Raw genomic sequence first — 14506 nt, forward strand, 5'->3', positions numbered from 1 at the left:
GGTGGCACGGTCGGCAAACGGCTGTGAGCAGGGCGATCGGTGAAAGTTACAAGGTCTGTTCAGTAGGGGTAGGGCCGCGGCGCGCCGCGGGCAGCTGACGGAGGCAGTCTGACGTGCAAACGCAATCCACCAAACAGGGCGAATTGCTCGACCTGAAGACCGGCGACCTGGTTGAAGTGCTGAGTGAGGAGGAGATTCTCGCCACACTCGATGAGCAGGGTGAATTGGATGCCCTGCCATTCATGCCGGAAATGCTGCAGTACTGCGGCAAACGTTTCCGAGTGTACAAATCGGCACACAAGACGTGTGACACGATGCAGCGCTCGGGGATGCGGAAAATGGAGGGCGCGGTCCATCTCGTCGGCCTGCGCTGCGACGGCGGCGGGCACGGCGGATGCCAGGCCGGCTGCCTGCTGTTCTGGAAGACCGCCTGGCTGAGCAAGGTCGAGCAAGGCGCGGAGAACCCGGCCACGGACCCGGCTCCGGTCGTCGCCGCCCCGGCCGAGTCCCGGCTGCTGCCGCTGGTGGTCCGCAACGCGCAGGGCCCGGCGTTCGAGGACGGCACCGAGCGCTTCCGCTGCCAGGCCACCGAGCTGCTGCGCGCCGCCCCCGAGGTGCTGCCGCTGCTGGAGCTCGGGCAGTTCGGCCAGGACGTGCGCACCGGCAACTTCGGCGTCAGCTGGACCGCGCGGGCGATCGGCGTGGGCGTGTACAACCGCTTCCAGCGCGCCTCCAACAAGTCCCTGCCCCGCTGGGCCCGCATCCGCGGCGGCAAGGAGTGGGGCTACCTGCGCGGCAAGGCTCAGGGCAAGACGCCGACCGGCCGCGCCGGCATCGAGGTCGGTGACCTCGTGCGGGTCAGGTCCCGCGAGGAGATCGAGCCGACCCTCAACGAGAACCTGCTCAACCGCGGCATGGGCTTCGACGCCGAGATGGCCCGGTTCTGCGGCAAGACCGCCCGCGTGCTGCGCAAGGTCGACCAGATCATCGACGAGAACACCGGCAAGATGATCTACATGAAGAGCCCCTGCCTGGTGCTCGAGAACGTGGTCTGCGAGGGCGCGTTCAACGCGAACTGCCCGCGGGCCATCACGCCGTACTGGCGCGAGATCTGGCTGGAGAAGATCGAGGACGGCAACGGCGGCGAGCCGAAGATCCCGTTGCAGAGCACCGCGGGCTGACCCTTACGCAGTGTGACGAAAAAGGCCGCCGCACCCGGTGCGGCGGCCTTTTCAAACCGCGAATTCATCCAGCCGTCATGTATCACGGGCTGATGTTCAGGACTTGCCGAACCGGCCGGCCAGGCTGTTGCCCATCGACAGCAGCTCCTTGAGCTGGGACCGGTGGGCCAGCCGCAGGACGGCGACGGCGACGGCCAGCGCGGCGGCGAGGCCGGCGATGAGCACGATCAGGTTGTGGCCGTGGATGGCGACCGCGACCGCCAGATACACCGCGGCCATCCAGAGGCCCACGTGCAGGCCGGGGCCGAGGGTGGCGATCTGGCTGCGGACCGTCATGCCGACCAGGCGGCGGCGGACCACCCACTCGACCGGCACCAGCGCGACGGTGGCGACGGTGTAGCCGATGGCCACGCCGATCGCGCCGAACGGCAGGCCGGCCACGATGCCGACGGTCGACACGATCGTCGTGAGCCAGGCCAGTTTGAGGTTGAGCCCGGCTTCGCCGAGGCCCAGGACCAGCGGCGCGTGTGACGGCGTGTAGATCGCCTGGAAGGCCCCGGCGGTCGCCAACACCTGCACGATGGGTACCGCCGGCAGCCAGTCGGCCCCGAAGAGCAGCACGACGATCTGCGGTGCCGCGGCGGCGACGAGCGCCATGGCCGGCAGTACCAATGCCGCCAATGCTCTTGTCGCTTTCGCCGTTTCCGACGCCAGCGCCGCGAGGTTGCCGGCCAGGCGGGAGAACGCCGGGAAGAGCACGGTGCCGATCATCGTGCTGGCCAGTTGGACGGGGAGCAGGAGCAGGCGGTAGGCCAGCCCGTAGAACGCGAGCTGCTCCGGGCCCTGGAACCGCCCGACGAGCACGTTGTCGATGTTGCGCGAGACCGAGTTGATGAGCAGGCCGGCGGCGAACGCGCGCCACGAGAAGCCGGCGATCTCCTTCAGCCGGTGCATGCGCAGGTTGGGCCAGCGGCCGGCGCCGGCCATGAGCATCACGACGGCCAGCACGATGTCGGTGGAGAGGATCTGCGCGACCAGCGCCCAGTAGCCGCCGCCGAGGGCCGCGTAGGTGACGCCGACCGCGCCGCCGAGGGCCGCGCTGGTGACGTCGGCGATGCCGATCTTGCGGAACTCCATGCCGCGCAGCAGCATCGCGCGCGGTGTGATGGCCAGGGAGCGGATGAACAGCGTCGGTGCCAGGGCCATCAGCACGCCGGTCAACGCCGGGGTCTCCATGAACAGCGCCCACAGCGGGGCGATCGCGGCGGTGATGATCGCCAGGAGGGCGCCGATGGCGAGGTTCACGGTGACGACCGCGCCCGGCATGTCCTTCTCGACGATCGGGCGCTGGATCAGGGCGCTGGAGAAGCCCTGGTCGAGCAGGAGACCGACGACGCCGATGTAGACGGTGGCCTGTGCCACGATGCCGAACGAGTCGGGGCCGACGATGCGGGCCAGGACGATGGTGAACAGGACCGTGAAGACCTGCCGGCCGGCCATCGAGATGCCGCTCCAGCGCATCCCCGACGACAGGCCACCGCCCTGCGGGGCACTGCCGGTGACGGTGGCCGGGTCGATCTCGACCGTCGGCGAATCATCGGCCACGCGGCGCACTTCGACGGTCGGGGAATCCTCGATTGACACTGGTCTCCCTACCGCTGGCGCCATCGGGTATACCGAATATTCGGATGAATGAGTCCGGCGGCGGCTCGCGCGCGCGTGCCGGAAATGATCACCGGAGGCCGACGCGCAGGCAGAGTAACAAACCGGCCAACGCTGTGTACAGGTCACGCAAGGAAGTCGGACAGTGACGATTTATCCCCGTATTCCGGCCCGGTTCGAACAATGCACTGCTGTGGTAGCGTGCAGCCCGTCCGCGGGCCGAGGCAGGAGAGACCGTTGACCCATAAGGCTGATGTCGTCTTCACATTTTCGTACGAAATGTTCGAGGACTCCGTAGCGCGCGAATTCTGTACACCGGCCGACCAGACGCTGCTCGCCCTCGCCGGTGACGATCGCATCGGCAATCTGGTGGTCTCGGACCCGTTCCGCTCATATGTCCTGTCCGCCGCCCGCGGCCGCACGACGAGCCTGATCGAGCCGTTCGAGGTCGGCGGCCGCACCGCGATGCGGGCCCGCCCGCACCGCCTGCGCCGGCACGACGCGACCGACGTGGCCACCGTCGAGAAGGCCTACCAGAAGTTCGGCGAGATCCTCGGCGACGCGCTCGCACAGACCCGCGGTGAGGCCTCGCCCCGGCCGGAGTCGGCGACTGTGGTGACCTACCACCCGTTCGCCGCCGCCTGGTGCGACGCACCCTGGATCAGCAAGATCATCTACTTCGGGCAGGACGACTGGGCCACCGGCGAGGGCGTGCGCCGCTGGTGGGACGTCTACCACGCGGCCTACCAGCGGATGGAGGAGCGCAAGGTCGACATCTTCGCGGTCTCCCAGGAGCTGTGCAACCGCATCTCCCCGCGCGCGCAGGTCGTGCCCAACGGCGTCATCGCCGACAAGTGGCGCCCGCTGCGCCCGGCCCCGGAGCGGATCGCCGCGCTGCCGGGCCCGCGCGTCATCTACACCGGGTCGATCGGGCCGCGCCTGGACAAGGATCTCGTCGAGCTGACCGCGAAGATGGCCGGATCGTTGATCTTCATGGGCCACTTCGGCGACGCCGGGGTCATTTCCTGGCTGCGCACCCTGCCGAACGTCCACGTCTTCGACCGGGTCGGCCAGGAGGAGCTCGCCGCGACGACCCAGGCCTGCGACGTCGGCGTCATCCCGCACCGCGACCAGGCCGGCATCGCGGCGATGTCGCCGTTGAAGCTGTACGAGTACCTCAGCGCGGGGCTGCCGGCGGTGGTCATCGACCTGCCGCCGATGCACGGCGTCGACGATGAGCGGGTCCAGATCTGCGCGCGCGAGCAGTGGGCCGAGGGCCTGCGGCAGGCCCTCGCGATGGGCCGGGCCGACGAGGCGCGGCGGCAGCGCTTCATCGACGACGTCTCGTGGCAGACGCGCATGGCGCCGGTCGTGGAGGCCGCGGTCAGCTGACGCCGGCCGGGATGGACACATCAGATCAGCCGGGCAATTTTCGGGGCTCTCGCACCGAGTTGCCCCGGCTATTGCTGTGCTGCGCCTCAGCTCGCTTCGCGAGCCGGCTCAGGCCTTGTGCTGTTCGGCCACGACCAGGAGGTTGACCAGGAACGTCACGGTCGTGGCCGGGGCCCCGTGGGCGCCGCTGAGCAGCCCGTCGAGCCACGTCCGGTCGACCATCGGCAGGTCGAACAGCGGCGCGCAGACGGACTTGTCGGCCCGCCAGTGCTCGAGCACCAGGTCGCTGAACTCGGCCGCGCCCAGCTGCGGGCGGCGGGCGTCGGTGAGCCGCTGGCGCACCTTCCCGGCCACCTTGCGGGCCGTCGCCGTGGCCACCGTGACCCGCGTCGCCATGCTGCGGGTGCCGAGCCGGGCCGGCACCAGACCGGTGTCGAGCGGGATCCGGGCCAGCTCGGCGTCGAGGCGGCTCATGATGCGGCCCAGCAGCAGCGAGTCGCGCTTGTCGGCCGGGGCCACGCCCAGCGACAGCTCGATGAAGCGCCGGTCGAACATCGGGTTGACGAAGTGGCGGCGCACCGCGGCGGCCGTCCCGTGGGCGCCGGACCAGCGGTGCATCCGGTGGTACAGATAGAAGTGGTCGGTCGCGCGGAGCCAGTCGCCGGCCGGGAACAGCGTCTTGAGCGTCGCGTGGGTGTGCGCGGACGCGGCGGCGTGGAAGTCCTTGTCCAGCGCGGCCGCGTCGACGGACTCGTTGCTGAACAGCCGCCACCGGGCCAGCCGCTCGACGAGGGCGGGCGACGTCTGGGCGCCGACGGGCTGCCCGGCGTAGTAGAAGCCGCGGGCCACCTCGCCACCGAGCCCGGAGAGCCGGTGGCCCTGGTCGAGGTGCTCCTCGACGCTCAGCAGCGGGGCGAGGGCCATCGGGCTGCCCAGCGTCTCCAGGGCCTTGGCGGCCTCGAGGGCCAGGCCGTGGGCCGCGGCCGGGGACGGCGGGGCGTGCTCGTCGAGGCGGTACACCTCGTGCCGCATCCCGTAGCGCTTGGCCAGCCGGGCCGCGATGACGACGTCGGGGCTGGTGTCGGAGCCCAGGGTCAGCGCGCGCATGCCGGTGCGCAGCTTCTCCGGCGTCGCGCCGAGCAGGATCCGCGAGTCGTGGCCGCCGGTGAGCTGCAGTACCGACTCCGGGTGCGCCTCGACGTAGGCGGTCTGCCAGCGGGCCAGGATGTCGGCCATCTCGGCGACCGCGTCCTCGAGCTTCGGCGCCGGGCCGGCCTGGCTGACGTCGGCCGCGTACTGCCGCAGCTCCAGCGCCCCGCCGGCGAGCGTGGCGAGGGTCGCCGGTGGGCAGGCGTGCACGCCGGAGTAGATGGTCTGGTCGGCGATCTGCCAGCCGATCATCACCTGGGTGCCGAGCCCGGCATGGTCGAGCCCGGCCCCGGTGAGCACGGCCAGGGCGCGGGCGCTGGTGGAGACGGCCGCGGCGCCGTCGCCGCGCCACCAGTACAGCTGCCGGAAGCCGAGCCAGTCGTTGGCGACGGTGATCGGGCCGCCGGCGCGGGCGCGGTGCGCGGCCGCGAACGGCGGCAGCAGGTCGACGAGGCCGGAGCCGGGGCCGGTGAGCAGCGCGGCCACGTCGGTGGTGGACAGGTCGGCGTCGCGGGTGCGCAGCAGCTTGCTCAGCGACACCGTGAACGCGCCCGGCCCGAGGGGCTCGGTGGAGACGACCCAGCCGTCCTCGGCCTCGTCCCGGAATGCCACAGCGTCGCCGAGGCACGCGACCGCCGCCTCGACCGGGTGGCGCAGACGTTCCGCCGCGTTTGGAGCGATCGAGACCGCGAGAAAGGCGCTCATAGGAGCCCGAACCTATCCGGCCCGCGACAGCCCGACCAATAGGTCGATCGGTTATCCGTCAAGCGCTTTCACGTCTTCGCACGCTATCGTGGGCGCCGTGCGAACCCCGGTCGTGAGCATTGTCATTCCGGCCCACAACGAGGCCGCGGTCATCGGACACAATCTGCGGAAACTCCTGGAAAGCACGCAACCCGGCGAATTCGACGTGATCGTCGTGCCGAACGCGTGCACCGATGACACCGCCGCCGTCGCGGCCGCCGTGCCGGGCGTGCGCGTGGTCGAGTCCCCGGTGCCCGGCAAGGTGCCGGCGATGCGGCTCGGCGATGAGCACTGCCTGACCTTTCCCCGGATGTACCTCGATGCCGACGTCGAGCTCACGGCGGACTCGGTGCGCGCGCTCGTCGCGGCGTGCGCGCAGCCCGGGGTGCTGGCCTGCTCGCCGGTCCCGGAGCTGGACCTGGCGAAGGTGGGGCGGCTGATCCGCCGGGTGCACCGCGTGCACCACCGGCTCATGGCGCCGAGCCGGGTGCTGGCCGGGGCCGGGGTCTACATGCTCACCGAGGCCGGGCACGCCCGGGTCTTCCCGATGCCCGACGTGCTCTCCGACGACGGCTACGTGCACGCCAGCTTCGGGCCGGACGAGCGCGTCTCGGTGCGGGACGCGCGGTCGCTGGTGCGCCCGGCCCGGACCCTGCGGGCCCACCTGAACCGGCGGGTCCGGGTGCGCCGCGGCAACCGGCAGCTGGCCGCGCTGAAGGGCAGCGCGGCCGAGACCCCGCTGGGCCTCGGCGCGCTCGTCCGGCTGGTGCGCGGCCGGTCAGTGAGCCCCGTTGACGCCACCGCGTTCCTGGGCGTCCTGGTCATCGACCGCGCCGCGAGCCGGCTGCGGCGGGATGACAACGCCTGGGGCAGTGACGCCAGCTCCCGTGCCACCGGTGCGCTGGGCCGGGATTGAGGTCCCGAGCTTCTTGGCGTAGGCCCGCTCGTAGGCCGCGATCAGGTTCTTCTTCGAGTTGTCCCACGAGAGCGGGCCGCTGACCCGGGCCTGCCCGAGGGCACCCATGCGCGCGCGCTCGTCGGGGTCGTCCAGCAGCGCCGACACCAGCCTCGCGAACGCCGACTCGTCGTTGGCGGGCGCGTAGACGGCCGCCTCCCCGGCCGAGACCCGGGCCTCGCGCAGCTCGAAGGAGACGATCGGCTTCGACATCGCCATGTACTCCATGATCTTGTTCATGGTGGAGACGTCGTTGAGCGGGTTGAGCGGGTCGGGCGAGAGGCAGACGTCGGCCGTGGAGAGGTACCGCAGCAGGTCCTCGTCCGGAATCCGCCCGGTGAACGTGACGGCGTCGGCCAGGCCCAGCTCGGCCGCGAGCACCTGCATCTGCTCGAAGGTGTCCCCGGCCCCGACGAAGGCCGCGTGCCAGTCGGTGCGCCCGACCTCGTCGCGCAGCTTGGCCAGCGCGCGCAGGGCGTAGTCGACGCCGTCCTGGGGGCCCATGACGCCGAGGTAGCACAGCAGGTACGGCTTGCCCCGCTTGATGGACTCGTCCGGCGGCACGTGATGGAACCGTTCGACCACGGGCGCGCTGCGGACCACGAAGACGTCCTCGGGCGCCTTGCCGCCGCGGGTCAGCGCCGCCTGCCGGTAGCTCTCGTTGGTGGCGATGACCACGTCGGCCGCGTCGTAGGTGGCCTTCTCGGCCCGCACGACCCCGCGGTAGAGCAGGTCCTTGCCGCGGTTGAAGCGGGACAGGTACAGCTCCGGCACCAGGTCGTGCTGGTCGAAGATGAACCGGGTCCCGTGCTTGCGCAGCCGCTTGGCCACCACGTAGAGGATGTCCGGCGGGTTGCAGGCGTGCACGATGTCGACCGGGCCGACCTTCTTGGCCAGGCGCAGGGTGTGCCGCAGCGCCGACGAGTACTCCTTGGCGTAGCCGAGCGGGCCGCCGGTCGCCGCCTCCAGGGGGTACCGGTGGATTTTGATCCCGTCGATCTCCGCATACGGTTCGGTGTCGCGTTTGGTGCCCTGCGGGCAGATCACGCTCACGTCCCAGCCCGCGTCCCGCAACGCCAGGCTCTCCTGCCACACCCGCCGGTCGAACGGCACCGAAAGGTTCTCGACCAGAATCAGGGCACTTCTGCCGGCCATTCCTGACGCCTCCTTCTATCTCGAACGCAAGCGGCGTACAACCTTGCGCAGGCTCGGCCCGAGCGGCGACGCCTTGGCCGCCGCCACGAGCTGCTCGCGGGCCCGCCGCACCGCGAGCCGGGTGTTGCTGCGGGTCACCAGGCCCTGACCGACGAGCACCTCGCCAGTCTTCGCCCGCCGCTTGTATTCGTCGTCACCCCGGCCGAGGTCGATCCGGGTGAAGCCGAGCCGCGGCGAGGCCAGCACCAGCTCCCGCAGCAGGATCCAGCCCGGGGCGAGCGCCGAGTGGGCCGGATCGTACACCGGAAACCACCAGTGCAGCACCGGCCCGGAGCGGATGCCGAAGTGCGCCGCGAGCAATTGGTCACCGGCGTACACAGTGGACAAAATTCCGGCGAAGTCGGTACCGCGCGTGTGCAGCAACGCGTGCAGGAGCCGCTCGCGGTCCGGCTCGGCGAAGTAGTCCTTGGCCCCGGTGGCGACGTACTGGGCCCGCTTGAGCCGGATCACCTCGGCCAGGGCGGCCTCGTCGACGACGTCGGCCTCGAACCGGACCGGGCCGAGCTCCCGTTCCGCCTTCGCGGTGCGGCGCCGAGCCTGGCCCATGTTGTCCTTGCCGGACTTGGAGGCGCGGGCGAGGTACCCGTCCATCCCGCCGGTGGTGTCCACGTAGGGCGACTCCCGCGTCGTCGCCGTCCACGCCTCGAAGTCGGTGGCCAGCGGCAGCAGGTGGTCGAACTCGAGCGCGGTCACGCCGCCGGTCAGCAGGCTCGTGACCGGATAGGCGGCGCCCGGTGCGAGGATCGGGCCCTGGAAGTCGGCGCCGGGCCAGCCGACCGGGCGCAGCAGGGAGCCCTCGCGCACCACCGGGAACAGGCTCTCGATCTCACCCGTCGCGCCGCGCCGGCAGTACACCTGGACCGCTCGTCCGCTGTTGTGCACGGCCTCGGCGAACCCGGGGTGGAAGTAGGGGCTGTCGAGCAGCGGGTTGCCGGCGCGCAGTTTGTGCCAGGCGTCGATGTGCGCGGGGCTGAGCTTGTCGAATGCGATGGCTTCCATCAGTCGGCCAGCTTCGGCGGCTTCGACGGGTGCATCAGGGCGGCGACGGACGCCTTCGCGATCTGTTTGCCGCGCACGGCCCGCACCGACTCGCCGAGCAGGACGGCGCCGTAATAGGCGGAGCCCACGATCGGCCCGCGGCGGCGCCGGAACAGCTTGACCTTGTTCAGCGTGACCAGTGCGGCCAGCGTGGGGTTGAAACCCGACTCACCGCCGATGTGCTCGACGACGGCGTCGGGTGTGTACCAGAGGCGCCAGCCGCGATCGCGGGCGCGCAGGATGTACTCGGTCTCCTCGGAGTAGAGCACGAACGACTCGTCCCAATCGCCGAGCGCGCGCACCACCTCGGCGGCGATGAGCAGCGCGGCACCGGTCGCCCAGGCCCACTCGCCGGCCTTCTCGTAGTCGGCCGGGTCGGTGATGAGCTCGCCCAGCCGCCCGATCCGGCCCGCGCGCTTGCCACCGATGACGGCCTCGGCCAGGGCCCGCCCGACCGTCGGCATCCGGCGCAGGGACGGCTGCAGTGATCCGTCCGAATTCAGCATCTTCGGTACGGTCATGCCGCGCCCGGGCGCCTGGAGCGCTTTGTGGAGCGTCGCGAGGGTGTCGGGGCGCATGCGCACGTCCGGGTTCATGACCCAAAGAGCGTCATATGGTACTTCGCGCAGGGCCACGAGTCCCGCGTTGATCGCGGCCGCGTAGCCGGCGTTGCGCCCGGTCTGCACGGACTGGACGGGCAGCACGTCGCCCGCGCCCTTGGCGACCGCGACCGACTCGTCCTTGGAGTTGTTGTCCACCACGACGACGGCCGCGAGGTCGACGCCGTCGGACGGCACGAGGGAGCGCAGGGCCCCCTCGATCACGTCCCCGCTGTTGTACGTGACGATGATGACCGCGATGCGCGGCCGCCCCCGGTTCTCTACGTCGGTCACGGTGCTCCACGGAGTCTCTTGACGCGACGAGCGACGATCCGTCGCGCCTGCACTGCCGGCGAAGCCTTGCCGGCGAAGGTCGTGCGAACCCATTCGGCGTCGATGTCGCGGTGCAGACTGTAGCGGGCCTGCAGCCAATCATCGGGGCGGGCCTTGCCTCCATCACTGGTGTAGACAAGTCGCATTCCGGCTTTGCGCAGACGGTTGAGGACGATCCGGTCATAGGAGCCGAACGGGATCGCGACCGTCGTAACGGGCTTTCCCGTGAGCTCGCCGATGACCCGCGGGGCGTCGACCATCTCCTGCTCGGCCTCGGCGTCGGTGATGCGTCGCCAGTCGCGGTGGGCCCAGCCGTGCGATCCGACCGACATGCCGGCCTCGAGCAACTCCCGCACGCCGTCCCGGTCCAGCCGCCCGGGCACCCCGAACTCGCCGGCCAGCACGAAGAAGTGCGCCTTCAGCCCGCGCTCGAGCAGTCTCGGCAGCCCGATCTCGAGGTCCGAGGCGTTGCCGTCGTCGAAGGTGATCCGCACGTCGTCCCGGCCCACCGCGGCGTCGAGGACCTGCTCGAACTGCTCGACGCTGACCCAGACCTGCTCCTCGCCGGGGTCCAGCGTGCGAGTGGCGGAGCCGATTCCGTGCACGTTGATGTTGACGACTGAGGTCGGCATGCCGCCCTGTCCTCCCAGATATCTTCGCCCTTGCCGTGCGCCGCCCGCTCAGCCTCCGTGGCCGGCCGCGCCTACCCCTTCAAGGGACCACGTGATCCTTTACGCCGAGCCTGGGCATGGTCATCGGTTGAAAGGGCAGAGGTATTGTCTACTACCGGACAAGCGTAGTTTTTTCAGGTTTTCTTCAGCTCTTCTGGAGTTCGCTGCGGACGCTCCGGTCGGTAGGCTGCGGAGCTTCGAGACAGTACAGTGGCGGCGCCGGCCAAGCGGTCATCGAGAGGACGACGTTGGACTTCTGGGACATCACGAAGCTGCTCGTCCGGCGGTGGCAGGTCGCGCTTCCGATGCTGTTGCTGTCGGTCATCATCACGGCGGTCACCATCAGCCAGGTCAAGCCGGACTACGTCTCGACGGCGTATGTCCAGCTGGTGTCGCCCAACGCCGGCAACCACGAGCCCGGCGCGGTCACGCCCGACCAGCAGAACCAGTGGATCGGGCTGGGCCTGTCCACCCTCGGCAACGCCGCCATCGTGCAGGTGATGGACCAGACCGTCGCCGACGAGTTCAAGCGCAACGGCTTCGCCGAGACCTACACGGTCACCATGGGCGAGAGCACGCCGCTGGTGACGTTCGAGGTGACCGGCTCCTCCAAGGCCCAGGCCAAGGAGACGACCGACGCGCTCGTCACGAAGTTCACCGACAGCATCGAGCAGTTGCAGAAGGCCAACGGCGTCAGCAACAAGGCGATCATGATCACCGGCACCCGGCTCGACGCCGGCGGCAACGTCAAGAAGTCGAGCTCGAAGGTCAAGCGCGCCCTCGTCGCCGTCGCCGCGGCCGGGCTGCTGCTGACCGCCGGCACCACGATCGGCGTCGACGCGTGGCTGCGCCGCCGCCGCAAGCCCGGCGAGCCGCCGCTGGACGACGCCGCCGACGACACCGCCTCGACCTCGCCGCTGCTCACCCAGCCCAACGCGGCCGGTCGCCGCCCGGGCACCATCGCCGGGGCCGTCAACGCGGGCTCGATCCACCGCTCCGTGCCCGTCGTGACGGGGGCCGACTCGCACGGGCTGACGGTGGAATACCAGCGGCCCGGCAGCGCGTCGGCGAAGGACGCCAAGCCCGGCGAGCGCAAGCCGGCCGGTGACGAGACGGCGATCATCATGCCCGACGCCGAGTCGACCGTGGTCATCCCGCTCGCCGCGATGCCGCCCCGGCCGGCCTCCGCGAAGCGCGGCAAGAACAATTAGCGGCCTGCACAAGGGCGTTGGAGCAGTACGGTGACGATCGCGACCGAGGAGTACATCTCCGCCGACCTGGAACCGTCGTACGTCTCCGGCAAGACCTACGTCACCCGCCGCCGCGTCACGCGCATCGACGCGGCGGTGATGCTGAGCATCACCGTCTTCCTCATCACCGTGATCCCGGCCCGGCTGATCGTGCCCGGCATGACCGACGTCGGCCGCCCGGGCCTGGTCCTCGCGCTGGGCCTGTTCCTGTGGTGGGTGCTGGCCCGCTTCACCCCGAGCCTGTCGATGACCGGCCCCCAGCCGATGCGCTGGGCGCTGATGATCTTCCTGGTCTCGGCCCTCATCTCCTACGCCATCGGCTTCATGCGCGGCCTGACGACCATCGAGTCCAACGGCGCCGACCGCATGATGCTCTACCTGGCCGCGTTCTCCGGCGTCCTGCTCACCGCGGCCGACGGCGTCCCCAACTGGATCCGCATGCGGGGCGTGCTCAAGGTCCTCGTGGCCTGCGCCGCGGTGGTGGCCGCGATCGGCCTGCTGCAGTACGTCACGAAGGTCGACTACACCCTCTACCTGAACCTCCCCGGCCTGCAGGTGAAGAACCCCGAGGTCGGCTTCGAGATCCGCGGCAGCGGCATCCGCGTCGCCAGCACGACGACCCACTACATCGAGCTGGCCGCGTTCCTGGCCATGGTCCTGCCCTTCGCGATCCACTTCGCGATGTTCGCCGGCACCCCGCAGCGCCGCCGCACCTCGGCCATCTTCGCGGTCATCATCGCGGCCGGCGTCATGGTGACCTTGTCCCGCACCGGCATCATCGCGGTCGCGATCGTGTTCGTCTCGCTCTTCCCGGTCTGGAAATGGCGGACCCGCTTCAACATCGGCATCATGGCGGTGGGCCTGATCGCGGTCCTGGGCGTCCTCAGCTCCGGCCTGGTCCGCACCATCTTCGGCCTCTTCGACAACGCTGACAGCAACTCGTCGATCAACGCCCGCACCGAGCGCTACCCGATGGCCTTCCACTACATCTCGCAGCGCCCCTGGTTCGGCCGCGGCACCGGCACCTGGATCCCGCCGCAGTACCAGGTCATGGACAACCAGTGGCTCATCACGCTCTTGAGCACCGGCTACGTGGGCGCGGCCACGATCTCGATCCTGCACATCACCGGCATCTGGCTGGCCGCCCTGGCCCTGCGCCGCTCGACCGAGCGCGCCGACCGCCACCTGTGCGCGGCACTGATCTCGACGCAGCTGATCGCGCTGGCGGTGTCGGCGACGTTCGACTCGATGAGCCTGAGCTACGGCACCTACGTGATGACCCTGGCCCTCATGTGCGGCCTGTGCGGCACGGTCTGGCGGCTGACCCACCCCGCCCGCACCGTCCGCACCTCGACCACCCGCTGGTTCCTGTAGCGATACCGCCAGGTTCCTGTAGCGGTACCGCTAACCCGGCTGCTCCGCGGTGTTGCGGCCGCTGCCGCCCAGGCCGACCACCTGGGCCAGGCGGCGGCCGCGGCGGCTGAGCACGATCTGCTGCCGGTCGACGTACCACTTGCGCACCGCGGCCCGGCCCTGCCGCCGCTGCTCGGGCGTCAGGTCGGCGCCCTCGCTCACCCAGCGCAGCATCTCGCGGCCCTGCAGCGTGTTGGCCGCGCGGGCGGTCCACACCGGCACGCCCAGGCGGCGGGCCAGCTGCGCGCGACGCTCGTCACGCTGGAAGCCGCGGCGGTACAGCACCTCGTTCACATGCCCCCACGGGCCGGCCAGGGCCAGCTTCGTGGAGTACACCTGGTCCTCGCGCAGCATGTTCCGGCGCGGGATCGACACGACGGCGTCGCGCCGGATGACGCCGTAGAGCGGGTCGATGAGCAGGTAGCTGTCATTGAGCAGGCGCAGCATCTCGGTGAGCCGGACGATCGGATCGTCCGAACGAAGATCTTCGCGGTGGTACTCCGACGTCCGCACGATCCCGTCGTCGCCGTGGAACTCGCACGCCGCGGTCACCATGACGAGCCGGGGATCCTCGGCGAACAGGCTCAGGCTCCGGGAGACGCAGTTCGGCTGCATCGCGTCGTCGTCGCCGATCCAGCGCAGATACGTGCCCGTGGCCTGGTGCATCGCGGAGACGAAGTTGTTGAGCAGGCCCACGTTCTCGGCCTGCCGGTGGTACTTGACGCGCGGGTCCTCGGCCGCGAGCGCCCGGGCCACCGCCTCGGTCTCGTCCGTCGACGCGTTGTCGGAGATGACGAGCTCGAGGTTGGTGTGGTCCTGGGCCAGCACGGAGCGGGCCACCGCCGGGATCCGCTTGGCGCCGTTGCGCACCGGCAGGCAGACGGAGACGAGGACGTCCTGCATC

General features: G+C 70.4%; 11 protein-coding genes and 1 pseudogene. 5 read left to right on the top strand and 7 right to left on the bottom strand.

Annotated features, from left to right (window positions below; translation table 11 throughout):
* Window positions 1-113: 113 nt before the first annotated feature.
* Complete coding sequence (locus tag ACIA8L_RS05975) at window positions 114-1181, top strand: hypothetical protein (protein ID WP_395900894.1); 1068 nt, start codon at window positions 114-116, stop codon at window positions 1179-1181.
* A 96-nt stretch (window positions 1182-1277) separates the two neighbouring features.
* Here ACIA8L_RS05975 and ACIA8L_RS05980 read toward each other — a convergent pair whose 3' ends face one another.
* A complete protein-coding gene (locus tag ACIA8L_RS05980) occupies window positions 1278-2825 on the bottom strand; it encodes a lipopolysaccharide biosynthesis protein (RefSeq protein ID WP_395900896.1) in 1548 nt (515 codons plus the stop codon).
* 255 nt (window positions 2826-3080) lie between these two features.
* Here ACIA8L_RS05980 and ACIA8L_RS05985 point away from each other — a divergent pair, with 255 nt between their 5' ends.
* The gene (locus ACIA8L_RS05985; RefSeq protein WP_395900899.1) at window positions 3081-4235 is read left to right on the top strand and encodes a hypothetical protein; all 1155 of its coding nucleotides are present in this window, start codon (window positions 3081-3083) and stop codon (window positions 4233-4235) included.
* 108 nt (window positions 4236-4343) lie between these two features.
* Here the strand turns inward: ACIA8L_RS05985 and ACIA8L_RS05990 are convergent, their stop codons facing one another.
* Window positions 4344-6089: a hypothetical protein gene (locus ACIA8L_RS05990; protein ID WP_395900902.1), complete on the bottom strand. Its 1746-nt coding sequence runs from the start codon at window positions 6087-6089 to the stop codon at window positions 4344-4346.
* Window positions 6090-6201: 112 nt separating this feature from the next.
* Between ACIA8L_RS05990 and ACIA8L_RS05995 the strand changes: the two are divergent.
* Window positions 6202-6504: pseudogene (locus ACIA8L_RS05995) on the top strand (glycosyltransferase); the annotation flags it as partial.
* Between the two features lie 402 nt (window positions 6505-6906).
* Here the strand turns inward: ACIA8L_RS05995 and ACIA8L_RS06000 are convergent.
* The 4 genes from ACIA8L_RS06000 to ACIA8L_RS06015 are packed head-to-tail and all read right to left on the bottom strand — an operon-like array spanning window position 6907 to window position 10900.
* Window positions 6907-8238, bottom strand: coding sequence for a glycosyltransferase family 4 protein (locus ACIA8L_RS06000; RefSeq protein WP_395900905.1), 1332 nt, complete (start codon window positions 8236-8238; stop codon window positions 6907-6909).
* 15 nt (window positions 8239-8253) lie between these two features.
* Window positions 8254-9297 carry a GNAT family N-acetyltransferase gene (locus tag ACIA8L_RS06005; protein ID WP_395900907.1) on the bottom strand — a complete coding sequence of 348 codons (1044 nt, stop codon included), beginning with the start codon at window positions 9295-9297 and terminating at the stop codon, window positions 8254-8256.
* Entirely contained in the window at window positions 9297-10229 is a 933-nt protein-coding gene (locus ACIA8L_RS06010) for a glycosyltransferase family 2 protein (RefSeq protein ID WP_395900909.1), read from the bottom strand. Before ACIA8L_RS06010 ends, ACIA8L_RS06005 begins: the two co-directional genes overlap by 1 nt.
* A complete protein-coding gene (locus ACIA8L_RS06015; RefSeq protein WP_395900911.1) occupies window positions 10226-10900 on the bottom strand; it encodes a polysaccharide deacetylase family protein in 675 nt (224 codons plus the stop codon). Before ACIA8L_RS06015 ends, ACIA8L_RS06010 begins: the two co-directional genes overlap by 4 nt.
* A gap of 287 nt (window positions 10901-11187) precedes the next feature.
* On the opposite strand from ACIA8L_RS06015, the gene ACIA8L_RS06020 reads away from it, so the two are divergent.
* Together ACIA8L_RS06020 and ACIA8L_RS06025 are read left to right on the top strand one after the other, a co-directional pair.
* Window positions 11188-12150 carry a hypothetical protein gene (locus ACIA8L_RS06020; RefSeq protein ID WP_395900913.1) on the top strand — a complete coding sequence of 321 codons (963 nt, stop codon included), beginning with the start codon at window positions 11188-11190 and terminating at the stop codon, window positions 12148-12150.
* 30 nt (window positions 12151-12180) lie between these two features.
* A complete protein-coding gene (locus ACIA8L_RS06025) occupies window positions 12181-13563 on the top strand; it encodes an O-antigen ligase family protein (RefSeq protein ID WP_395900916.1) in 1383 nt (460 codons plus the stop codon).
* Window positions 13564-13593: 30 nt separating this feature from the next.
* On the opposite strand, the gene ACIA8L_RS06030 is transcribed toward ACIA8L_RS06025, so the two are convergent.
* Window positions 13594-14505, bottom strand: a complete 912-nt coding sequence (locus ACIA8L_RS06030; protein ID WP_395900919.1) for a glycosyltransferase family 2 protein — start codon at window positions 14503-14505, stop codon at window positions 13594-13596.
* Window position 14506 lies beyond the last annotated feature (1 nt).

This window comes from Dactylosporangium sp. NPDC051541, assembly GCF_044454505.1.
Lineage (GTDB): Bacteria > Actinomycetota > Actinomycetes > Mycobacteriales > Micromonosporaceae > Dactylosporangium.

Excerpts from the sequence above, each read along its gene's own strand:
- ACIA8L_RS05990 (WP_395900902.1), bottom strand. The coding sequence starts at position 6,089 with ATGAGCGCCTTTCTCGCGGTCTCGATCGCTCCAAACGCGGCGGAACGT.
- ACIA8L_RS06000 (WP_395900905.1), bottom strand. The coding sequence starts at position 8,238 with ATGGCCGGCAGAAGTGCCCTGATTCTGGTCGAGAACCTTTCGGTGCCG.
- ACIA8L_RS06005 (WP_395900907.1), bottom strand. The coding sequence starts at position 9,297 with ATGGAAGCCATCGCATTCGACAAGCTCAGCCCCGCGCACATCGACGCC.
- ACIA8L_RS06015 (WP_395900911.1), bottom strand. The coding sequence starts at position 10,900 with ATGCCGACCTCAGTCGTCAACATCAACGTGCACGGAATCGGCTCCGCC.
- ACIA8L_RS06030 (WP_395900919.1), bottom strand. The coding sequence starts at position 14,505 with ATGCAGGACGTCCTCGTCTCCGTCTGCCTGCCGGTGCGCAACGGCGCC.